This is a genomic window from Bradyrhizobium sp. SRL28, assembly GCF_018596315.1.
In the GTDB taxonomy this organism is placed as follows: Bacteria; Pseudomonadota; Alphaproteobacteria; order Rhizobiales; family Xanthobacteraceae; genus Bradyrhizobium.
Genome location: NZ_JAHEAG010000003.1, coordinates 69,801 through 91,770, shown reverse-complemented (window position 1 = coordinate 91,770; position 21,970 = coordinate 69,801). Strand labels below are relative to the sequence as shown.

At 63.1% G+C, this 21,970-nt stretch carries 22 protein-coding genes; 8 read left to right on the top strand and 14 right to left on the bottom strand.

Translation table 11 applies throughout. The features are described 5' to 3' along the window. The first annotated feature begins 3 nt into the window (after positions 1 to 3). Positions 4 to 177 carry a DUF1328 domain-containing protein gene (locus tag KIP88_RS08320; protein ID WP_214487415.1) on the top strand — a complete coding sequence of 58 codons (174 nt, stop codon included), beginning with the start codon at positions 4 to 6 and terminating at the stop codon, positions 175 to 177. A 37-nt stretch (positions 178 to 214) separates the two neighbouring features. Here KIP88_RS08320 and KIP88_RS08315 read toward each other — a convergent pair whose 3' ends face one another. Both KIP88_RS08315 and KIP88_RS08310 read right to left on the bottom strand, forming a co-directional pair. Beyond that, positions 215 to 1,039 carry an alpha/beta fold hydrolase gene (locus tag KIP88_RS08315; RefSeq protein ID WP_214487414.1) on the bottom strand — a complete coding sequence of 275 codons (825 nt, stop codon included), beginning with the start codon at positions 1,037 to 1,039 and terminating at the stop codon, positions 215 to 217. Positions 1,040 to 1,113: 74 nt separating this feature from the next. Further along, positions 1,114 to 1,956 carry a class I SAM-dependent methyltransferase gene (locus KIP88_RS08310; RefSeq protein WP_214487413.1) on the bottom strand — a complete coding sequence of 281 codons (843 nt, stop codon included), beginning with the start codon at positions 1,954 to 1,956 and terminating at the stop codon, positions 1,114 to 1,116. Between the two features lie 166 nt (positions 1,957 to 2,122). Between KIP88_RS08310 and KIP88_RS08305 the strand changes: the two genes are divergently transcribed. Continuing rightward, positions 2,123 to 3,658, top strand: a complete 1,536-nt coding sequence (locus KIP88_RS08305) for a helix-turn-helix domain-containing protein (protein WP_214487411.1) — start codon at positions 2,123 to 2,125, stop codon at positions 3,656 to 3,658. Positions 3,659 to 3,666: 8 nt separating this feature from the next. Here KIP88_RS08305 and KIP88_RS08300 read toward each other — a convergent pair whose 3' ends face one another. After that, positions 3,667 to 4,152, bottom strand: a complete 486-nt coding sequence (locus KIP88_RS08300; RefSeq protein ID WP_214487982.1) for a thioesterase family protein — start codon at positions 4,150 to 4,152, stop codon at positions 3,667 to 3,669. Positions 4,153 to 4,285: 133 nt separating this feature from the next. On the opposite strand from KIP88_RS08300, the gene KIP88_RS08295 reads away from it, so the two are divergent. Continuing rightward, positions 4,286 to 5,704, top strand: a complete 1,419-nt coding sequence (locus KIP88_RS08295; RefSeq protein WP_214487410.1) for an FAD-binding oxidoreductase — start codon at positions 4,286 to 4,288, stop codon at positions 5,702 to 5,704. Positions 5,705 to 5,861: 157 nt separating this feature from the next. Here the strand turns inward: KIP88_RS08295 and KIP88_RS08290 are convergent, their stop codons facing one another. Next, on the bottom strand, positions 5,862 to 6,305 hold the full coding sequence (locus KIP88_RS08290; protein WP_214487408.1) for an Rrf2 family transcriptional regulator: 444 nt from the start codon (positions 6,303 to 6,305) through the stop codon (positions 5,862 to 5,864). A gap of 269 nt (positions 6,306 to 6,574) precedes the next feature. On the opposite strand from KIP88_RS08290, the gene KIP88_RS08285 reads away from it, so the two are divergent. After that, a complete protein-coding gene (locus tag KIP88_RS08285; protein ID WP_308163318.1) occupies positions 6,575 to 7,159 on the top strand; it encodes a class I SAM-dependent methyltransferase in 585 nt (194 codons plus the stop codon). 406 nt (positions 7,160 to 7,565) lie between these two features. Further along, positions 7,566 to 8,264: an outer membrane protein gene (locus KIP88_RS08280; RefSeq protein ID WP_249790682.1), complete on the top strand. Its 699-nt coding sequence runs from the start codon at positions 7,566 to 7,568 to the stop codon at positions 8,262 to 8,264. 46 nt (positions 8,265 to 8,310) lie between these two features. Here KIP88_RS08280 and KIP88_RS08275 read toward each other — a convergent pair whose 3' ends face one another. The 9 genes from KIP88_RS08275 to KIP88_RS08235 form a co-directional block, all read right to left on the bottom strand. Continuing rightward, positions 8,311 to 9,297 (bottom strand): hypothetical protein, encoded by a 987-nt coding sequence (locus KIP88_RS08275; RefSeq protein ID WP_249790628.1) that lies wholly within the window; start codon positions 9,295 to 9,297, stop codon positions 8,311 to 8,313. Continuing rightward, positions 9,294 to 10,082: a creatininase family protein gene (locus tag KIP88_RS08270; protein WP_214487404.1), complete on the bottom strand. Its 789-nt coding sequence runs from the start codon at positions 10,080 to 10,082 to the stop codon at positions 9,294 to 9,296. The genes KIP88_RS08275 and KIP88_RS08270 overlap by 4 nt, the downstream gene beginning before the upstream one ends. 18 nt (positions 10,083 to 10,100) lie before the next feature. Beyond that, the gene (locus KIP88_RS08265; RefSeq protein ID WP_214487403.1) at positions 10,101 to 10,886 is read right to left on the bottom strand and encodes a DNA-binding domain-containing protein; all 786 of its coding nucleotides are present in this window, start codon (positions 10,884 to 10,886) and stop codon (positions 10,101 to 10,103) included. After that, positions 10,883 to 11,785: a DUF692 domain-containing protein gene (locus tag KIP88_RS08260; RefSeq protein WP_214487402.1), complete on the bottom strand. Its 903-nt coding sequence runs from the start codon at positions 11,783 to 11,785 to the stop codon at positions 10,883 to 10,885. The genes KIP88_RS08265 and KIP88_RS08260 overlap by 4 nt, the downstream gene beginning before the upstream one ends. A 106-nt stretch (positions 11,786 to 11,891) precedes the next feature. Next, the gene (locus KIP88_RS08255) at positions 11,892 to 12,149 is read right to left on the bottom strand and encodes a hypothetical protein (protein WP_308163317.1); all 258 of its coding nucleotides are present in this window, start codon (positions 12,147 to 12,149) and stop codon (positions 11,892 to 11,894) included. Positions 12,150 to 12,343: 194 nt separating this feature from the next. Then, positions 12,344 to 12,568, bottom strand: a complete 225-nt coding sequence (locus tag KIP88_RS08250) for a hypothetical protein (protein ID WP_214487401.1) — start codon at positions 12,566 to 12,568, stop codon at positions 12,344 to 12,346. A gap of 381 nt (positions 12,569 to 12,949) precedes the next feature. Further along, positions 12,950 to 14,731: a thioredoxin domain-containing protein gene (locus KIP88_RS08245; RefSeq protein ID WP_214487400.1), complete on the bottom strand. Its 1,782-nt coding sequence runs from the start codon at positions 14,729 to 14,731 to the stop codon at positions 12,950 to 12,952. 89 nt (positions 14,732 to 14,820) lie between these two features. Next, entirely contained in the window at positions 14,821 to 15,285 is a 465-nt protein-coding gene (locus KIP88_RS08240; protein ID WP_214487399.1) for a DoxX family protein, read from the bottom strand. A 139-nt stretch (positions 15,286 to 15,424) separates the two neighbouring features. Beyond that, positions 15,425 to 16,156 carry a cytochrome c biogenesis CcdA family protein gene (locus KIP88_RS08235; protein ID WP_214487398.1) on the bottom strand — a complete coding sequence of 244 codons (732 nt, stop codon included), beginning with the start codon at positions 16,154 to 16,156 and terminating at the stop codon, positions 15,425 to 15,427. 125 nt (positions 16,157 to 16,281) lie between these two features. On the opposite strand from KIP88_RS08235, the gene KIP88_RS08230 reads away from it, so the two are divergent. The 3 genes from KIP88_RS08230 to KIP88_RS08220 all read left to right on the top strand — a co-directional run bounded on the left by KIP88_RS08230 (position 16,282) and on the right by KIP88_RS08220 (position 20,864). Beyond that, positions 16,282 to 18,402 carry an adenylate/guanylate cyclase domain-containing protein gene (locus KIP88_RS08230; protein WP_214487397.1) on the top strand — a complete coding sequence of 707 codons (2,121 nt, stop codon included), beginning with the start codon at positions 16,282 to 16,284 and terminating at the stop codon, positions 18,400 to 18,402. Positions 18,403 to 18,504: 102 nt separating this feature from the next. Further along, entirely contained in the window at positions 18,505 to 19,482 is a 978-nt protein-coding gene (locus KIP88_RS08225; protein ID WP_214487396.1) for a hydroxyacid dehydrogenase, read from the top strand. 80 nt (positions 19,483 to 19,562) lie between these two features. Continuing rightward, entirely contained in the window at positions 19,563 to 20,864 is a 1,302-nt protein-coding gene (locus KIP88_RS08220; protein WP_214487395.1) for an MFS transporter, read from the top strand. 30 nt (positions 20,865 to 20,894) lie between these two features. Here KIP88_RS08220 and KIP88_RS08215 read toward each other — a convergent pair whose 3' ends face one another. After that, positions 20,895 to 21,872 carry a M23 family metallopeptidase gene (locus KIP88_RS08215; RefSeq protein WP_249790627.1) on the bottom strand — a complete coding sequence of 326 codons (978 nt, stop codon included), beginning with the start codon at positions 21,870 to 21,872 and terminating at the stop codon, positions 20,895 to 20,897. Positions 21,873 to 21,970: the final 98 nt, after the last annotated feature.

Sequence of the window (21,970 nt, the reverse complement as noted above, 5' to 3'; positions counted from 1 at the left end):
GTCATGCTGAGCTGGGTCGTTACGTTTCTGATCGTCGCGTTGATCGCAGGTATTCTGGGCTTCGGCGGTATCGCCGGCGCTTCCGTCGAAATCGCCAAGGCGATCTTCTTCATCGCCGTGATCCTGTTTGTGATCTCGGCAGTGGTCGGACTGGTGCGCGGACGCAGTAACGTCTAGCCAGCCGCTGTAAAAACGGGCCGTGGCGCCGCGCAAACTACTGCGCGGCCGCCAATGGCAGACTGGATCGCTCCACGTGACGGGCCACCAAGTCCGCAAATTGCTTCGGGTGGGTCGCGATCATGAAATGAGACGCGCCGGCAATCGTGGCGCGGTCGGCGCGCGGGATATGCCGGCTCAGGAGATCGTTCGCCCGACGTACAGCCGGATGGCTGGTTTCACCCCATATGACGAGCGTGGGAATTTTCACGGTCGCCAGTGACATGGGTGTGAGACGAAAACCATAAGCCGATTTCCAGTCCAGCAAATTCGCAGAGGTCGTTTCGGTGGCGTAGTCGCGAACGCGCTGCGGCCAGGAGGCGAAGGTGCCGGCGCCGCCGTAGAAATCGACCATTCGCGCGATCGCATCGGTTTCGCCGCGCCTGAAAGCATCGGAATAGGCGCGGGACATGTTTCGGAAAGCTTCATAGTGCTGCTGCTCTCCGGTTTCTTTCAGGATTTCCATGGCCGGTGCTTCGGCGATGGTCAGGCTGAGCAGCGGAACACGCCCCCGTAGCGCGACTGCAAGCGCCGTCAATCCGCCGAACGAGTGACCCACGAGATGCACTGGGCCGCCTGCACGACGAATCACGGACTCGAGGATTTCGCGCTCATGGGCGATATCGGTATCATCTGCGGCGCGGCGCTCTGCGGTACCGCCATATCCCAACAGGCTGGTGGTCACGCAGCGGAACTGGCCTTGCCAATGAGCCATGACCGGCCGCCAGGCCGCACCGGTGCTGCATGAGCCCGGCACGAGCACTACGGTCGGGCCCTTGCCGGTCTCCTGGTAATCGATGAGCCCGGGGGTTTGGTAAATCATCGCGGAAGCTCCTTCGTGGACACCACCGACGGGCGGCGGCCTGCTCAATGGCCACCGCTTACGGCTGGATTTCGTCAACGCTTGGTGATGACGATTTCCAAATACTCACTCGCCAGCACCATGGTGCCGTCCTCGGCGCGGTTCATCGATGCGATCAGTTTCAGGATATCGTCGGCGAGGCGGCGCTGGTTGGTTTCATCAAGGGCGGCAAAGGCTTTCAGCGTCGGGCCGTAGTAATTCCTGAACACGTCGAGAAAGTGCATCGGCGAGCGGTAGCGGAACGTGAAGTGACGCTTCTCGGCCTTGATCGAGGCGGCTGACGTTCCGAACATCTCCGTGATGCGCGCCTGCGTTCCCCACAGCGCCGGCGATTTCGCCCCGGCTGGCGGCGGCAGGTACTTGCCGAGCGTCTTGAACAACTGCCCGATAAAGCCTTCCGGCGTCCAGTTGGTGAGACCGATCTTGCCGCCGCTCTTGCACACCCGCAGCAATTCGGAAGCCGCACGGTCCTGGTCCGGCGTGAACATCACGCCGAAGGTCGAGAGCACGACATCGAAAGTCGCGTCACCGAAATCCAAAGCCTCCGCATCGGCTTCCTTGAACTGAACCGACAGGCCTTCCGCCGCGGCGCGCGCGCGGCCGCGCTCGAGCAGGCTCGGCACATAATCGGTCGAGATCACCTCGCACCAACGGCGCGCCGCGGCGAGCGTGGCATTGCCGTTGCCGGCGGCGACGTCGAGCACCTTCTGGCCGGCCCTGAGGTCGAGGGCCTCGCACAGCTCTTCGCCGACGATCTGCAGCGTGGTGCCGACGACGGCATAGTCGCCGGACGACCAGGCGCCGTGCTGCTTGGTCTTGACGGCGGAAAGGTCGATCTGGCCGGGTTGCTCGTTCTTGACGGCAGTGGACGTAGCCATGTGCAAGTTGCTCCTCTGAGGCGCGGATTTGACGGTTTTGGCGTGCTCCGGGCTTAGTCCGGAGGACCTCCGGACGGCTATCCACTTCGCGACACGGCTATCCCGAACGTGAACCTTTCCGCTGTTCCCAGGACTCACAACCGGGGGCCTTCGGAGTTGCGTGCGGATGATTATCAGCCAGGACGTTTCATCGACGGCGTCGCCGCTGCCGCGCGGTGTCAGGCGTGCACTGGACGCGATGCGCTCGAATATCGGCCACAATTGGCGCTTGTCGGAGCTCGCTGCCATCGCTGGTGTTGCCGGCCGAACCTTGCAACGCCAGTTCCTCAGCTTTGTCGGCAAGACCCCGCGCGCCGTGCTTCGCGACATCGGGCTCGAATGCGCCCGCCGCGAGCTGCTGCAGGGGGTGCCCGGCGTCACAATCATGGATATCGCGCTGCGTTGCGGCTTTCCTCATTGCGGCCGGTTTTCGATCGCGTATCGCCGCCGCTACGGCGAGACGCCGTCGCAGACGCTGAAGCGGCAGGCGGTGTTTACGGCTACCCTCGGCGCCATGCCTTCGCTGTTTGGATCGGCGCGGGACCGGCCGGCGGTCGCCTTCGGGCCGATCGAGGCGGCGACAGAACATCTGGAGATCGCGGCCGATATCGCCGACGATATTGCCGCCGCACTCACCCGCGCCGGGATTTCGGTCGCATCCAGCCCGCGGAGGGCCGGCTATCAGTTGACCGGTTCGATGCGGGGATCAGGCCCGCAGACGCGCCTGATCTTCCGGCTGATCGACACTGAAACCGGCGGCCAGCTCTGGGCCCATCGCGCCGACGGGGTGCCGCGCGACGAAACCGCGATCGGAGAACATCTCGCGACCAGGATTGCTGCGGCGCTGCAGCCATGCCTGCGCGTCGCTGAGATCGATCGCGCCTTGCGAAAACCGGCGAACTGCCTCAGCGCGCACGATCTCGCCCTGCGCGCCATGCCGGGCGTATTGTCGCTCGATGCCGACGGCAATGCCCGCGCTCTCGACCTACTGGAGCGCGCACTCGATCTGGATCCCGATCATCCGCTGGCCATTGCACTGGCGGCCTGGGCGCATGTGCAGCGCGTCGTCTATCACTTCACGCATGCTCCACGGGAAGAGCGCGCCCGGAGCCTCGAACTGGCGCACAGAGCGAGCAAGCTTTGCACCGATGCCACGGTGCTTGCGGTTCTCGGCAATGCATTGACGTTGCTCAACGAGGTCGACGCCGCGGATGTCGTCATTCGAAAAGCGCTTGCGGTCGACGGCGGATCTGCCTGGGCGTGGAGCCGCAGCGGATGGATCGACGTCTACAAGGGTGATCCGCAATCCGGGATCGAGCGTTTCAAGATCGCGCTCGACCTCGCGCCGCACGATCCGCTCGCCTTCAACAGCATGGTCGGAATCGGCTGCGCGCATTTCAACGCCGGCCAATATGCCGATGCGGCCGTCTGGCAGGAACGCGCGCTGTCCGAACACCCTTCCGCAAGCTGGGTGCATCGTACGCTGTGCCCCGCCTATGTGCTCGCCGGGCAAGGGCCACAGGCCCGCCGCAGTCTCGGTGCGCTGCGGCAGCATTATCCCGATCTCACGGTGTCGGAGGTGGAGCGAGGCATGCCGCCGCTGCCGCCAAGCCAGTGCGACCTGGTTTTCGGAGCCCTGCAAGAGGCCGGGCTACCGGCCTGAACCGAAACCTATTTCTGGGGCATCGCAACCTTGCGGCCGGTCCCCTCGGGCCGCGGCACGGCTGCATGCGAGTCCGCCACCGCCAGGATGCGCGCGCGGATATCGGGCGGGAAGGGAGCCACTTTCCGCGCATTCATATCCATATGGAGCGTCATGTTTTCCGACGTCGCGGAGAGCCAGCCTTCGGTCGCGTGGCGCAGTTCCTCGAACGTGTGCAGTCGCTTCTCGTCGCTACCCAACAGATAAACTGAAATCTGAACGGGATCGCCGAGATGAATTTCACGTATGTACCGCACATGGCATTCGGCGGTGAAGGTCGAGCAGTGGCGTTCCTTCATGTAGGCCGGCCCGATCCCGAGTTGCAGCCACATCTCGTCGATCGCCCGGTCCATCATCACGTTGTAGTAGGCCATGTTGAGGTGGCCGTTATAGTCGATCCATTGCGGTTCGATCCGCATCACCGAGGACAGGAACGGCGCCGGCGGTAACGGCATATCCTTCAAATTATCCTGCAAACTATCCTTGGCGGCGGCAGCGGTGGTCATCATCCATCCCTTTGTTTTTACGGGTCTCTTGACCCCCCTTATATCCTTTGCCACGGTCCGCTCAAATCCGGAGGAGTTTGCCGTGGCGACGACGATATCGAATAATTTAAAGCGGCCGGCGCCGCAGGCGCTGGCAAGCGCGATCGAGGCGCTGGCGGCGCGATTCGGTAACCGGCTGATCACCTCGCAGGCGGTGCGCGAACAGCACGCCCATACCACCACCTGGCTGCCAACGCAGCCGCCCGATGCGGTGGTGATGGCGCAGGAAACCCAGGACATCCAGGACGTGGTGCGGATCTGCGCCAAACACTCTGTTCCCGTGATCGCCTTCGGCACCGGCACTTCGCTGGAGGGCCAAGTCAACGCGCCGGCCGGCGGCGTCTGCATCGACTTGCGCGACATGAACCGGATTCTCGAAGTTCATGCCGAGGATCTTGATTGCGTGATCCAGCCGGGCGTGACCCGCAAGGCGCTGAACGAGCATCTGCGCGACCAGGGATTGTTCTTCCCGATTGACCCGGGCGCCGACGCTTCGCTCGGCGGTATGGCTTCGACGCGGGCCTCAGGGACCAATGCGGTGCGTTATGGCACCATCCGCGACAATGTGCTCGCGCTCAAGGTGGTGCGCGGCGACGGCGAGATCATCACGACCGGCACGCGGGCGAAAAAATCATCGGCCGGTTACGACCTGACGCATCTGTTCGTCGGCGCCGAGGGTACGCTCGGCATCATCTCCGAACTCACCATCAAGCTGCGCGGCATTCCCGAGACGATCGCGGCCGCGGCCTGCTCGTTCGAAACCGTGCGCGGCGCCTGCCAGGCGACCATCCTTGCCATCCAGACCGGCATTCCGCTCGCGCGGATCGAACTGCTCAACGCCGAGCAGGTCCGCGCCTGCAATTCCTATTCGAAGCTGACCTTGCCGGAGACGCCGCTGCTGTTGCTGGAATTCCATGGCAGCGAGGTCGAGGTGGCCGAGCAGTCGAGGAACTTCAGCGAGATCGCCAAGGAATGCGGCGGCGGGGATTTCACCTGGACCACCAAGCCGGAGGACCGCACAAAACTCTGGCAGGCGCGGCATGACGCCTATTGGTCAGTGAAGGCGCTACGTCCAGGCGCGGGCGTGGTGGCGACCGACGTCTGCGTGCCGATCTCACGGCTGGCCGATTGCGTCACCGAGACCGAAGACGATCTGAAGCGGCTCGGCCTGCTGTCGCCGATCGTCGGCCATGTCGGCGACGGCAATTTCCATTGCTCGCTGGTCTGCGACGTCGACAATGCCGAGGAAATGGCGCGCGGCGAGGACTTCATGCATCGCCTGGTCGAGCGGGCGCAGTCGATGGGCGGCACCTGCACCGGCGAGCACGGCATCGGGCAGGGCAAGCAGAAATACCTCAAGGCCGAGCTTGGCCCCGAGGCGATCGACGCCATGCGCGCGCTGAAGCAGGCGCTCGATCCGCAGAACATTTTCAATCCCGGCAAGATCGTGCCGGTGAACTAGTCACGTGAACCCATAAGGAATGACCGAAGTTGGTGGGAAGCGGACTGGCCGCTTCCAGGATCCAATGAACGAAACCCGCCATCGATCTGTACCTTGTGGGACGCGCCATCTCGTCGCTTGCATAAGAAGGGAAGAGCTGGGTTGATCATCCTCGTGCTTAAACAGTCTTCCGGCAATGCACCGAAAGCGGCTCCGGTTTTCCCGGCGCAAGCGTGTCCAGCGTTACCTCTCCGAATCGCTCCACGAACAGTGCTTCCGCTCGTGCCATCGTGTCCGCCATAGCGGCATTGACGTTCCTTTCGACCAGGCAATCAGGGTGATCGCTGCGGTTTCCGATGGCGAAGAGATTGGGTCGGCCAAGCGCTTCATAAACGGCGAGGAGACTGATCTGGCGCAAGGGGCGCGCCAATTGCCAGCCGCCGCCATGTCCCTTGCCGGACTGGACGTGACCTGCCTTCCTTAAGCCCGCCATGGTCCGCCGGAACACGGCCGGGTTGGTGCCCATGCTTCTCGCCAGAACCTCTGATGTCACCGGCTCTTCGACTTGCCCCAAGTGCAGCAGCACATGCAGGACGTCGGATAGTCTGGTGTCCCTGTTCATCTCCTGAACCTCAAATATTGCGCTGCGCGTCACCGTTGCACGAGGCACCGCATAGATCATTGACAGGAGGCGAGTGCATTTGTATCTTTTGAAGATACATGAGTTGCGTGCCCTTATGTAGCTCCATCTGATACATGACTTGGAATTCCCATGTCCACCCCCAACGACGCCAACACAAAAGCCAAGGACCTTTCTCGAACCCGGCCCTGGTCGCAACCTATGCGGACGACACGCCACGGAAGGTGCCGGGTCTGGCCGATCTCCATCGCATGGCGATGCTGCTCCTCAGCGAGCGGGCACAAGAAGCGGCCCATATTCTCGTGGTCGGTGCGGGAGGGGGCATGGAGCTGAAGGCGATGGCTGAAGCCCAGCGGCAATGGGTATTCACCGGCGTCGACCCCTCCGCCGCCATGCTCGACCTTGCGCGCCGCAATATCGAGCCGTTCAACGATCGGATCATGCTGATAGAGGGTACCGTCGATGCGGCACAGTCAGGTTCGTTCGACGGAGCGGCATGTCTGCTCACGCTGCACTTTCTCGACAAGAGCGAGCGGCTGCTAACGTTGAAGGACATCCATCGTCGGCTGAAGCCGGACGCACGCCTTGTTGTCGCCCATCACAGCGTGCCGAGCGGAGGTGCGGAACGCTGGTTGGCGCGCTCGGCGGCCTTTGCCGACCGCACCAGCGTTGATTGGGGGAAGGCCATGGCCTCCGCGGGAATGGCTGGGCGCTTACCCCTGCTTTCTGTTGCCGAAGAGGAAGCGCTGCTTTGCGAGGCCGGATTCTCGGATGTCGAGCTCTTCTATGCCGCCTTCTCGTTCCGCGGCTGGGTGGCGACGGCAAGCTCGGCCTGAGCGCCTCCAGCGTCCGCTAACGGGGTTGACCCAAACTGACTTCCAGCGGCTGAAATGAGGTCGTTTATCGACTGGCGGCTTTCACAACGCGCCGAGTTCTGATTCCAGCTCAACATGATCTGACCGACTTCGAGTGACGCGTGATCGGTATCCACTTCGCTCGAAACGCCATAGCCGCGCTCGCGGCCCGCCACCTTCGAACTGAAACCGCAGGTGGCGGGCAACGGCTTGCAGCGACCTTCTTCGCTCAAGGGTTGTACATTGTGGCGGCCGTCGCAGTTTGGTTCCAAACATAGCCTCGTTTCAACACAGCGCCGCCCGACTTAAACATCGTCGCGCCCGAAGTTCCCTCTCCAGCTTGGTTCCGCAACATGTGTTGCGTGGTCGTGCGTGATGAGGTGCGTTGATGCGTTTTGTTTCCTGGGGGATTGTTGCGGCTTGTGGCTTTTTACTGGCAGGATCGGCAGCTAAGGCTGCCGATCTTCGTATTCCGGACCTGCCTTCGCCTCATTACAACTGGACCGGGTTTTATGCGGGCGTTTACGGCGGCGGTGCGTATGCGGCGTGGGCGGCCGATTACTGTCGAAATGGTGCTTGCCGTCATTCGGAGGGGCAGGCGAGCGGCTTCGCGGTCGGCGTCTACGGCGGCTACAACCATCAGTTCGCCAACCGCTTTGTGATCGGCGGCGAATTCGAGTGGGGCAAGTCCTCTTCGTCGCGGGACGAACTGATCTTTGGCGACAGCGCCCTGCTGTCGGACTTCGGCGCCTTCGGTGCGGCTCGCCTGCGCGCCGGCTACGCGTTCGACCGCCTGCTGGCGTACGGCGCCATCGGTGTCGGCGTAGCCAGCGTCGGCAATGGCTACCGCTATACGGTGCAGAAGGGGTGCGACACCGTGCAGGAGATGATCTGGGACGAGCAGGTCAAGGCCGGGCTGATCGTGGGCGGCGGCTTCGAGTATGCCTTCACGAAGCATTTTGTCGGGCGCGGCGAATATCTCTATGCCGATTATGGCAGCGTCACGCTGTCCGGCAAGGACCGTACGCGAACCGAATTCCGCAACGAGATGCACCTCGTGCGCGTCGGCGCCAGCTATCGGTTCTGATCCGTGGCGCAAAGGGTCCGGCAGCGACTGGCTGCCGGATCTTCGTTTATCCACGCGGCGCGGTGATCGCCTTGCGGATCGCTGCGAGCGGCGCGGCGTCGTCGAATTCGATATCTTCGCCAACCCGCTTCAAGCCGAGGTCGCGCCATAGTGCGGCAAGGTCGGGCGTCACCGGTTTCGGCCCCATCTCGTTGTGGAGCCGGGTCAGCACGTCGACGCCGACGGCTTTGTCCGCGGTTGCAAGGATGCGCTCGATCGGCCAGTCCTGCTCATGATTGCCGCCGGCGGCAAGCACGCCGCGCATCGCGTCCTGCAAGCCCAGGCGGTTGTTCGTCGCTTTGCGGATTTCGATATCGGCCAGCAGGCAGAACATCGCGCCGCCCCAGTATTTGCGCCCCCAGGTGCCGGTGTTGTCGAGGCCCTGATCGCCGGCCTGCGGCAAACCTTTCGGCATGTCGCGCATCATCGCCTGCCAGATTTCCCGCGCGTTAAGGTCTCCGGCCTGCACCCGCGCGACCGGCTCGACATAGACGGCAAGTCCCTCCGACAGCCAGGCGTAGCGATCCGGCATATCGGGCAGGGCGGTGTGCACCATCTCGTGCACCATCACCCAGTCGCGCTGCAAGACATCCTCGGTGGAATCGCGGCCGAGCGGAATGCGAATGGCGGCGCCGCGATAGCCCCACGTCGTGCCGCCGCGAATGCGCCCGCCATCGACCGGTACCAGCAGCAGCCGCAGCGAATTGACGGGAAACCGCCCGTAATAGGTCGTGACGGCCCGGGCCGACATCCTGATCCAGCCGAGCAGCTTTTCCTTTGGCAGCGTGATGTCGCCCGGCGCGAACGCGACATGGATGGTGCCGCCGGGCACTTCAAGATCGGTCCTGGGCAGCCGGTCGAACGCATCATAGGGCATGCGATTGCCGCGCATATATTCCGATTGCGCGTCGGCGCGGAACGACAGGGTGCTTGCCAGTATCGCGGCGAGCATGGCCGCGGCAACGGTCCAGCGAAACGCGCCGGCGGCTTTCATCTCAGCACGCTTTGGACCGCCGCGGGCCGGTGCTCCTCGGTGCCTTGCGCGATGAACGCGGCGGCCTGTTCGTGGAGGTCGTCGAGCATGGCGGCGAGCAAGGCTTCGCCCTTGGCCGATGTCGCCCGTGTCGGATCGCCATAGCTGCCGGAGCGGCTGTAGTTCGGCGAATTCGGGTCCGATGGCGTCAATGCGCCCGGCGTCTCCTGTTTCAGCGCGGGGCTGGCTTCGGCGCGCGTCATGTCGACCAGATGCGGCGCCAGCGCCAGCATCAGCGACGTTTCCATCTCGTCGGCATGGCTGCCATGGCTCTGCTCGGCCAATTGCCTGGCGACGCGGGGATAGCGCGGACCTTCGTGGATCCACAAATGCTTGACCCGCTCGCTCGCAAGGCGCGCCAGCGCGCGGTCGACCGGGGCCAAGGTGCTGATCCCGGTATTGAGCACAAGCAGCTTTGGGCATCCGCTGGAGAGAATCTGCCCCGCAACCTCGCGCACGAGCGCCTCGAAGGTCGAAATCGACAGGCTGTTGCTGCCGGCATATTCGACGAAGGCGGGGTAATGGCCGTAGGTCAGCGTCGGCCAGATCAGCGCGTCGATTTTTTCCGCCATCCTGCCCGCGAACCATTCGGCCTGAATGCGGTCGGTGTTGAGGGGAAGGTGGAAACCGTGCTGCTTGGCGGCGGCGCCGATCGGCAATATTGCCACCGCGCCATCGCCGATGCGCCGCGCGACTTCATCCCAATGCATGCGCTCGATGAAATGGCGATCAGTGTCTTTTCCCATTTCGCCGAGCGCTCCCCTTCATGGGCCGACGGAAACATCCGTCAAAAGTCCTGCCGTGATCCAGCCGTGCAGATAACCCGCGCCGCGGCCCGCCGCGCTGTCGGGATCGTCATAGGTAGCTAACATTTCGCAGAGCACGCCGAACGGAATGCCGTTCGCGGCTTCGTCCCACATCATCGCTTCCTCCGCCGAAAGTTCGCGGAACATCGGCGTGACGTCCTGACGCCAGATCAGGAGATGCGCGGGTTGCTCCAGCCCGGTCGCGTCCGGCGGCGCTTCGTCGTTCTTGAGCGCAAGCCAGATCGCGGCCGCGTTGGTCGTTAGCTCAAGTCTGCATGCACTGGGATGCGGTCGGAATCGGAGGCCCGACCATGCTTCGGGCGCAAAGCCCGCCATGTCGGTCAGTTCGACGGCCTTGCCTTCCGCGGCGTCGAAGGCGTCGTTGAGCGCCTTTTCGAGCGCTGCGAGATCGGACAGCTCGGGGTGCTCGGCGTAGGGTGGGGTCGATTTCAGGAACGCCGGCAGACCTTGCGAGAACCAGCGCAGGTTCGGATGCCCGGACGGGCGCGCCTTGACATAGGCGTGGCCCATCTCGTCGAACATCTCGTCGCCGAGATAAAGATGCAGCAGCTCATGGTCGTTGCGAACAGCCTCGACCAGCCGCGAACCATAGGCATAGCGATAGACGCCGAACAGCGTCTCGCGCTTCTCCCGGGGGCTGTCGAGAATTTCCGATAACACCGCGTCGTCGCCATCAAGGATGCCGCGCTGAAACTCGGCCTGCTGTCGTGCGAAGTCACTCATTCCGCATGCACGCCCGCGGGCAAGACCTTCTCGGCCATCTCGCGGGTCCTGACGACCTCAACCAGCAGTTCGTCGAGCGACGGAATGTTGTCGTCGCGCTCGATCATGGTCGAGATCCGGCCGAAGCGCTTTAGCGCAGCGACGTAGAGGTCCCAGACATCCTCGCAGACTGGATGATCGTGGGTGTCGATGATATGGGTGCCCATGTGGCTGTGGCCGGCCATATGAAACTGCACCACGCGATCCGCCGGAATTCCGTTGAGGAAGGTCATCGGATCGTAGCCGTGGTTGAAGGCGCTGACATAGACGTTGTTGACGTCGAACAAGAGCCAGCATCCGGAGCGTCGCGACAGCTCGGACAGGAATTCCCATTCCGTCATTTCGGAATTGCTGAACTGGACGTAGGTCGAGACGTTCTCGAGCACGATGGCGCGGCCGAGAAAATCCTGCACCAGCTGGACGCGGCCGACGACGTGATCGAGCGCTTCTTTGGTGTAGGGGATCGGCAGGAGATCATGCAGGTTCTTGCCGTGGACGCCGGTCCAGCACAAATGGTCCGACACCCATTTCGGCTCGACCCGCCTGGCGAGGTCCTTCAGGGCTTGCAGATATTCGAAGTTCGGGGGTGCTGTGGAGGCGATCGACATCGACACGCCGTGCATCACCACGGGATAGCGTTCGCAAATGCGATCGAGCGTGCGCAGCGGTTGGCCGCCGGGCAGCATGTAGTTTTCGCTGATGACCTCGAACCAGTCGATCGGCGGATTGCCGCTGAGGATTTCGTCATAATGCTGGTGGCGCAGGCCGAGACCGAAGCCGAGGAACGGCGGCTTGGCCGATTTCGCCGGCCGGTCTGCAAGCGTGGCCGCCGAGCTGTCCAATCTGCTTGCGACGTTCATCTCGTCTCCGCTCCACCGCCAAGCGAGGCGGCGTGTCCCAAACTGTACTCTCAACCTAGCATGGATACGAGGCCCGGCCTACACCGGGCCTCGACGGGGTCGCGGCTTAAGACGGCATGTACTTGCCCTTGGCAGCGTCGCACTTTTCCTTGGTCATGGCCGAGAAGCCCTGGCCCTTGCAGGCGTTCTGGCCCTTGCAGGCATTTGCCCCGCCCTTGCAGGCGCTCTGACCCTTGCAGGCATTGGCGCCGACGCACTTACCTTCGCCGGCGGCATGGGTCACGGTCGACATGGTGGCGCCGGCCAGGAACAAGGTGGCGGCAGCGGCGGCGAGGGTCGCGCCGGACTTGGAAGTCATCTTCATTTGTATCCTCCAAAGGAAGTGTGAGGGTGCATCGCCCGCAAGCAGCGACAGTTCCAGCCGACAAACGGCACCCGGAGATAGTTACGCGGTGGGTCTGGCCTTGGTTACACGCGGGACCGAATTTATTTCGGCCGCCGGGTCGAAACAACGAGGGCCCGGCAGCGCCGGGCCCTCCCTCGCATTTGATCCGCCGATCAGCCCTTGACGAACTTGGCGCCCATGGCGGCGCACTGCTTTTCGCCAGCCATCGAGAAGCCGGTGCCCTTGCAGGCGTTCTGGCCCTTGCAGGCGTTGCCGGCCATGCACTTGCCCGCGGCGGCGTTCGCTGATGTCGACACCGTCGACACCACCGAGCCGGCGAGGAACAGGGTGGCGGCGGCAGCGGCGAGCGTCGCACCGGATTTGGAATTCAACTTCATGACGATCTCCTCGATGATTGTTTGAAGACAAAGTAACGCCGCGAGATCGGTTGATCGTTCGATCTAAGACCCCGCCGACGCAGGGAGGGACGGATGCCAGTCAGATCGCGGTGGCTTGCCGGAGGACGTCAGGTCTCCGTGATTTGAGTGCTCATCCGAAACCAGCTACGGGGCATCAGGCGATTTGGTTACAGAGTTTCAAAAGAAAATTTTCTTTTTTTCGTATGGGACATCAGGTCCATGTCTAACGCCGGCGGCTTGAGAGTATTTCGTTACGCGCCGCGCCGTCCTCTGCGAGCGTACGAGATCAGAACGCTCGGTACATCAATGGATTAGCGCGGATGCCGATGACCAGTGCGTTGCACAAGAAATTCCAGTCATCTAGCCGCGCACCGGTTTCAGCTTGGCCATCTGCGCTACCGTCGCCCGCAACTCTTCAGCATTGAAGGACGGAAACGAACAGATGCGGTTGCTGCAGGCGAACGCCGCGGGTTCGCCGAGATCAGGGTATTCGACGTCGGGATTGGGCAGCTTGCCCTCGCGCAGATCGAGCCACTCCAGGCGCTTGTAGCGGGCCGGCAGCGCACGGGCCAGGGTGTGCAAGGTTCTCGCGCGGGCGTCGTCCTTGTGTCCGACGATTGTCATGTGGGTGGGCTCGACCGCGAGTTCTTCGTCGGCGAGCAGGACGCCGGGCAGCGGACGCATCATGCCGGCCGAGGCACTGGCGAGATAGCGCATCGCGTGCGCCGCCTGTTCGCGATAGTCGTTGCCGAAGTAGCGGTTGAGCAGGTTCATGAATCTAGCGACCTGAACCTGATCGTCGATCAGCTTGGCGGGCTTTGCGAGCACGCCGGTCTTGCCTTCCGCGGTCTTCGAGGTCACGAAGCCGCCGGCCTCATCCCGGAAGGTCGCGACGAAATCGCCCGCCTTGGCTGCCGAAGTGAGCCAGTCGCGATTTCCCGTGGCGGCATAGAGTTCGAGGAAGGCCTGGCCCATCGCGAGCGTATCGCCCAGAAATGGTCCGCCGCGATCCTTCTCGCCATGACGGAAACCGCCATCCGGCAGCGCGCGGTTGTCGATCACCCATTTCGCCGCGCGTTCCGCGATCGCCAGCACCTTGGGATCGTTGGTGACGTTATAGTACGCGGCAAGTCCTGAAATGGCCCAGCCATTTTCGCGCGCGTATAAATTCTTGTCGATGCGCGGCATGCCGAGTTTGCGGCGCTCGCCGTCCGACAACGCGTAGTATTTGTGCCCGTCGGTATCGTGATCGAGATCGGCATCTTGGCTGACATAGAACGCGCCGTCGGGGCTCGTCAGAAAGTCAGCGAGATAGCGTTCGATGCTGCGTGCGGCGGCGAGATATTTCGGATCCTTCCACAGCGCATAGGCCTGGCTGTATTGCCTCAGATACTGCGCCTGGAACGACATGATCTTTTCGAAATGCGCGCGGGTCCAGGAGCCGCCTTCGGAATATTGGTACACGCCGCCCCAGACCGGATCGATCAGCGCAATGGCGGCATCCAGCGTCTGCCGGGCGCGCTTGATCGCGGTGGCGTCGCCGGCCTCGGCGAGGGTGATCGCCAGATCCATGCTGTCGGCGTCGATGTATTTCTGGTTCTCGCCCCAGCCACCGAGTTTTTCCTCGTAGGATTCGTCGACATTCTTGGTCAGCGCGGCGCGCTGTTCCTTGTCGAGGAAGGCGGAGGTGGACGGCTTTACCTCAAAGGCTTCGCCGACCGACGGTCCGGGTGAGGGATCGTCGATGATCGCCTTGAGTAGTGCCTGCATCCGTTCCGGCTCGATATATCCCCTGATCTTGGCGATTTCGGTGCCGTCGGGGCCGAACACGATGGTCGCCGGCCAGCCCCAGTCGCCATAGCGGCTCGACAGATCGGGGTTGGCGTCCTGGTCGACCCGCACCGGCAGATATTTCGCGGCCAGCAATTCCCTGACCTCGGGATTGGCGTAGGTCGTCTTCTCCATGACGTGGCACCAGTGGCACCACACCGCCTCGAGATCGAGAATGACGAAGCGTTGTTCGGCCTGCGCGCGGGTGAACAGATCGTCGCTCCATTCACTCCATTTCGGCCCGTCCGAAGCAAACGATGGAGACGCCACAAGCGTGGCGAGGGCGAAGGCGACGATGCGGACGAGTGTCATGGCGGCTCCCGGAAACGCTGGCGTTTCGACAGCTACGCGCGCGACAAAATCCGGGCTCAGCTTTTCGCCGCTGTCACAGGATTGTGAGATCAGGTTGATTTCTTGCTGTGGCCGGCCGCATTCACCAGCAGCCGGTCCAGTGACGCAGCGCCGGGACCGCAGATCGCCAGCCACATGAAGGCAGCAAAATAGGTCGCTTCCTCGAAGCCGAGCAGCGTCTCCAGCGAATCGACGTCGCCCCATTTCGCCGACTTGATGGCGACGACCATGACCACTGCCAGCATCGCGGCCGGGATTCGCGTGAACAGGCCGAGGATCAGCATCGCACCGCCGAAAAATTCGACGCCCGACACAAAGGGAGTGAGTATTTTGGGAAACGGAATGCCCCAGCCGATAAAGTTCTCGGTCACCTGCGCCAGATTATTGAGCTTGCCCCAGCCGGCCAGCATGAAGGTGTAACCGACGATCAACCGCATGATCAGCGGTCCGGCCCAGGAAAAATGCGATGCGATTTGCGCGGGCAGCAGGATGAGCAGATGGACGATGAAATACATGCGAACCCCCCTTTAATTATTGGCGATGCCGCGACCTGCGGCTTCTTTCAATCCAGTGCGCGCAAAAAGCCGCGGCCGCGATCGCAGTGATCTGGTCCTGACAGCAATTTCGCAATGGCTCGCCCGCTTGTTACGGGGCCTAACCGAAATTTTGCAGTGCGGGGAAAGTCTCCAGCAGCCAGATGCTGATGCTGGTGACGGAGCCGGTCAGGAAGCCGATGCCGGTGATCACCATCAGGACGCCCATGGCCTGCTCGACCTTGCCGAGGTGCCGCTTCAACCGCGCAAACAGCGAGGAGAACTGCTCGATCATGAAGGCCGCCAGCAGGAACGGGATTCCGAGCCCGGCGGAATAGACCGCGAGCAGCCCGGCGCCCTTGGTGACGGTGGCCTCGGCCGCCGCGATCGACAGGATCGCCGCCAGAATGGGACCGATGCAGGGTGTCCAGCCAAACGCGAAGGCGAGGCCCATGGCATAGGCGCCCCAGAGGCCGACCGGCTTTGCCATCGTCATCCGTCCCTCGCGCATCAACAGCCCGATCCGGGTCAGGCCGAGGAAATGCAGGCCCATGATGATGATCACGATGCCGGCCAGGATCGAGAGCTCTGCCGACCAGGCGCGGATCAGGCCGCCGATCAGGGAGGCGCTGGCGCCGAGCGCCACGAAGACGGTGGAAAAGCCGAGCACGAACATCAGCGCCGAGGTCATCACCGCGCGCCTGGAGGCCTGCGTCGGCCCGTCATTGGCGACATGCTCGATGGTCGCGCCGGTGAGATAGATCAGGTAGGGCGGCACCAGCGGCAGTACGCAGGGCGACAGGAAGCTGACGAGACCGGCAATCAGGGCCGCCGGTATGGAAACATCGTGCATTGCATGACCTTCGAGAATTGCCACAAGGCATAGCGCCGTCCTGGCATGTACGGAACAGCCAATCGATAAGTTTCGTCGTCATTACGGCTCAACTGCGGTCACAGAGCCGTGTCCGGGGCGCCGAAATGGCCTCGCGGCTGAAACAGGCGCTGGTATGGTCTCGTAAGGCCGGTAACGGCCCCGCGAAACAGGACCCCCGCATGCGCCTCGGCATCCGCACCGCCATTTCCGCCCTCGTGCTGACGTCCATCATCGTCAGCGCCGTCGGCGTGCATTTGCTGTGGTGGCGCACCGCCCATCAGGTCAGCCAGACGCTCGCCAACACCATCAACGACCAGATCGTTTCGGCAGTGGGCGACGAACTCCAATCGGTCACGACGGAGGCGCGGTCGTCGATGATGGCGGTGCGAACGCTGCTGGCCGAGAAAGTGTTCGAGCCGCGCGACGCCAGGAAACGCGAAATCGTTTTCCGGTCGCAATTGCTGTCGCAGCCGACCATCTCCTGGGTGGCGTTCGGATGGCCCGACGGATCGTTTTTTGCCGGGCACAAGCTTGGCAACAACATCATCGAAATGCTCGAGATCACGCCCGACCGCAACATGCGCATCAATCGCTACGAATTCGTCGGCAACGATCTGCGGCTCAAGGCCAGCTGGTTCGAAGAAACCGACTATTCCGTGACGGAACAGGAATGGTTTCGGGTCGCCAAAGAGACCAACGACGAATACTGGTCGACGCTGACGACGCATCCGCGTGGCGAAGCGCTGGCGGCGGCCTTCTCGGCCCCGGTCGACATCGACGGGAAATCGGCAGGCGTCATTGCCATCATCATCGAACTGACCCGTGTCTCGAATTTCCTGTCGCAGCTCACGGTCGGAAAATCCGCCGGCGCCTTTCTTCTCGAGCGGGACGGCAAGGTGGTGGCCTCACCCGATCCCGATGCCAGCGAGTTGGTGGCGCTGAAGACCGATCACCTGCTGTTGCCGGTCGCGGTCGAGGCGATCCGCAATGCCGGCAGCGCCTACGAACCCGGCGAGGGGCAGCCGTTCAATACGTCAGTGACTCGGGACGGCAAGGCCTATCAGGCCGTCATCACGCCGATCTCGTTTCCGGGGTGGTCGCTGGTAACGGTGGTGCCGGAATCGGAGTTTCTCGGACCCGTCCAGATGACGATCCGGAATCTGCTGATCGGCCTCGCGGTGTTGATCGTTTGCGCCGGGTTGCTGTCGGCGTGGCTCGCTCAGCGCCTGATCGCCGCGCCTCTGATCAAGGTGGTGAACGAGATCAGGCATGTCGAGCGTTTTGACCTCGACAAGGTGCAGCGGCATCCGTCGCGGCTGACCGAGATCGAGAATCTTTCCGGTGCTATCGGCGACATGGCGCAGGGGCTTGCGGCGTTCCGGAAATATATTCCCGCCGATCTGGTGAAGCGGCTGATCAGCGACGGCAACGGGGCGCGCCTCGGCGGCGCGGTGCGGCCAATGAGCGTGATGTTCATCGACCTCGCCGGCTTCACCGGGATGTCGGAACGGCTCGGCGACCGCATCATTCCGCTGCTGTCGCGCTATTTCGACAGCGTCTCGGTGCAGATTCAAAACCACAACGGCACCATCGACAAGTTCATCGGCGATGCCGTGATGGCGTTCTGGGGCGCGCCGTCGCCCAATCCGGATTATGCCGTTGATTGCTGCCGGGCGGCCCTGGCATGCCGGCGCGCGGTGGAAGAGGCCGGTCTCGTCGACGACCATGGCGAGCGCGTCAAGATTCGCATCGGCATCAATTCCGGCGACATGCTGGTCGGCAATATCGGATCGGAAGTGCGGCTGAATTACACTGTGATCGGCGATGCCGTGAATATTGCGAGCCGGCTTGAGAGCACCAATAAAGCCTACGGCTCCACGATCATCATTGGCCCCGAGACGCGCCGGCTAGCGGGGAAGAGCATCGTGGTTCGCGAACTCGACCGTCTGGCGGTCTATGGCCGCGCGGGCGGACTGCAGATCTATGAACTGCTTGATATGGCCGGCGAGTTCGGCGGCGTGCCCGACTGGGTGGCTTGCTATGAGGCCGGCCTGGCCGCCTTCCGCGCGCGCGATTTCACGGCCGCGATCGGTGCGTTCGAGAAGGTGCTGGAAATCCGCAAAGACGACGCGGCGTCATCGGCGATGATCGACCGCTGCCGGCAGCAACTCGAAAATCCCGCCGGCGAAGCGTGGGACGGCACGACGATTGCGCGAACGAAGTAGGCCGGCGCGGCCCCGCCACCTTGCGCAAGGCGGCGGTCTGGCCATAGATGTGCCGGCCGTGACGCCACATGCCATGACGATCGATAGGGAAGCCGCCCAGCGTTGAAAGTCCTGTTGACCCACACGCCGCAGTCTCGCGCCCAGTATTACGGCGAACGCAGCCTCAGCGGGCTACGAGCCATCGCGCAGGTGAAGCTGTATGAATCGAACAGCGCGCTCGACGCCGCCGGCCTGATCCAGGCTGCGCGCGACGTCGATATCATCGTGGCCGACCGGCTCACCGCGGGTCCGGGCGAGATATTTCCAGCGCTTCCAAAACTGCGCGCCTTCGTTCGCTGCGCGGTCGATATTCGCAACATCGATGTCGACGCCGCTTCCGCGGCCGGCGTTCTGGTCACGCGGGCCGGGCCGGGTTTCGTCCAATCGGTCGCCGAACTGGCGCTCGGCTTCATGGTCGATCTGTCGCGTGGCGTGTCGCGCGCGACCGCTGACTACCATTCGGAGCGCAAGCCCGAGATCATCATGGGGCGGCAACTGGCCGGCAGCCGCCTCGGCATCATCGGCTATGGCAGCATCGGCCGTTACCTGGCTCAGATCGCCAAGGTGTTAGGCATGGAAGTTCTGATTGCCGATCCCTTTGCGACCGTCAGCGAACACGGTCTCCAGCATGTGCCGCTCGACGATCTGCTTGTCCGATCCGACTTCGTCGTCTGTCTCGCTGTTGCCAACGAGCAAACCGAAAATCTGATCGGGCAGGCGGCGCTGGCGCGCATGCAGAGGCATGCTTTCTTCATCAACCTGTCGCGCGGCAATCTCGTCGACGAGGCCGCGTTGTCAGCGGCGCTGCGCGAGAACTGCATCGCCGGCGCCGCGATGGATGTCGGCCGCGCGCTGGACCAGATGCCGACGCCGGAATTGGCCAAGCTGCCGAACGTCATCGCGACGCCGCATATCGGCGGCCTGACGCCGCCGGCGATCGAGAGCCAGTCGCTGGAGACGGTGCGGCAGGTCGAGAAGATCGTCGGCGGTGAGGTTCCTCCCGGCGCCGTCAACGCCGACAACTGGACGCGCCGTCCTTGACCGCCGAAGGCACGAGTGCCAGCGTGACGTTCATCTGATCATCCGCACCAACGCGGCAAAAACAAAACGGTAACGCGGTGATGCGTCTTCCCTTCTTCTACGGCTGGCTGATCGTTGCGGTGACGTTCGTCACCATGGCGATCGGCGTCAATGCGCGGACGGCGTTCTCGCTGTTCTTTCCGCCGATCATCGGCGAGTTCGGATGGGATCGCGGCGTCACCGCGGGCGCGTTTTCCTTTGGCTTCGTGGTTTCCGGTGCCGTCAGTCCGCTGATCGGGCGCATGATGGATCGCTTCGGTCCGCGCGCGGTGATGGAGCTCGGCGTCGCGCTGATGGGCGGCGGGCTGCTGCTCGCGCCGCTGACGACGCAGCCCTGGCATCTCTATCTCACGATCGGCGTGCTGGTCGGTGCGGGGAGTGTGTGCCTCGGCTATTCCGGACAATCGCTGTTTCTGCCGAACTGGTTCATTCGCCGCCGCGGGCTCGCCATGGGGCTCGCCTTTGCCGGCGTCGGCATCGGCTCGGTGACCTTGCTGCCATGGGTGCAGCATTTGATCGAGCAGACCGGCTGGCGCACCGCCTGCACCGCGATGGGCATCCTGGTGCTCGCCGTGCTCGCGCCGATCAATCTGTTGCTGCGCATGCGCCCCGAGGATATCGGGCTATTGCCGGATGGCGACGCGGCGCCGTCGGCGACATCGGCCGCGCCTCGCTCGAACGTCGTCGATCCCGTGTGGGCCAATACCGACTGGACGTTGCGACGCGCGCTGCGCACCGCGCGATTCTGGTGGATTTCGCTCGGTTACTTCTGCGGCCTTTATGTCTGGTACGCGGTGCAGGTGCACCAGACCAAATTTCTGCTGGACATCGGCTTCAGCGCCAACGTTGCGGTATGGGCGCTCGGCGTCGTCAGCCTTCTCGGCATCCCCGGTCAGATCTGGCTCGGGCATCTTTCCGACCGGATCGGGCGCGAATGGATCTGGGCCATCAGCTGCGCCGGCTTTGCGATCTGTTTCGCCGCGCTGATCGCCTTGAAATTCGCGCCGGTATTGCCGCTGGTCTATCTCATGATCTTCACCCAAGGCGCGCTCGGCTACGGCCTGACGTCGGTCATGGGCGCGGTGGTGCTGGAAATTTTTCAGGGCAGGCAATACGGCAGTATCTTCGGCACCATCATGCTGGCGGCACTGGCCGGAGGCGCGGCAGGCCCGTGGGCGACCGGGCTGCTGTACGATCTTTCGGGCAGCTACACGTCAGCCTTTACGATCGGCATTGCCGTCAGCATCCTGTCGGCGGTTGCGATCTGGCGGGCGTCGCCGCGCAAGGTGAGGGCGGTCGCGGGACAAATGCACAGGGCGCACATCAAGAGTGGCGCGGGCTAGCCGCAATTACCGTAACGCGCGGATCAAGGCTCATCGAGAACGTGATTCAACGTCGAAAGTCTTTCGCAGCACTTCGGCGCCGTCTCTGGTTACGCGGTATGTCGCGCTGTAGCGGCCGGCAGGCCACGCCACCTCCGTGCGCTTCTTTCCGGCGATGACAAGAAACTGCGCCTTGTCCCGGTCGAGCGCAGGAAGATTGTTGGTTGAGATGGCAGCACCGCCCGGGCCTTGCACCGTGAGGACTTGCTGGTCGCCGGCCTGCAGGCCGATGGCCCTGACATAAGCGACGAGTGCATCCGAGCCCGACGCGAAGGGATGCTTGCCGATTTCCCCGGACTCGATCAGTTCCATGGTCGGCGCGATACCGGCAAAGCCGTAATCGATGATTTCGCGGGGCCGGTATTCCGTTTGCTCGCCAAGGGAAGCGGCCCAGATCGACCGGCCGCCGCCGCAGGAATTCGCAGGCACACCATAGGCAAAGGGGTCGACGATCTTTCCGCGATGCCGCACCGTAAAATGAAGATGAAAGAATTCGGTATCGCCGGATAGGCCGACCAGGCCGATCGGCTGCCCGGCCGTCGTTTGTTCGCCGACTTTGACCCGGACGCTGCCCTTGGCCATGTGGCAATATTGGGTGCGCCAGCCGCCTTCATGGTCGATGACCACGCCGTTGCCGCATTCCTTTCCGGCGATGGCGGCCTTGCCCGCGGTCTTCACCGAGACGTCGTCCATGTCATTTCGCGTCCCGATGACGCGTCCCGGCGCCGCGGCGAGCACCTCTATTCCCTGTCTCTGTATTTCCAGGTTTCGAATCCGGATGTCGGTGCCGTCGTGACCGTCATAGCTGCGTCCGCCGCAGCGATAGTCGCGGGCCTTGTCCGAGGCATCGTGATCGACATAGTTCTGAAAGAAGCAGGTCACGCCCGGCTGGCACTTCATCGGCAGCGCGAGCGAAATGACTTCCTCGGCCCTGGCGTCGATCGCACCCGACAAACACAGCAAAATCAAGAGCAGGCATTTCAGGCGGAACGATACGCGTGCAGTGAAGCGACGTATGCGTCGGCTCGCGGAATGCGTCGAATTTCCGGTGTCGGCGTTTGCAGGCA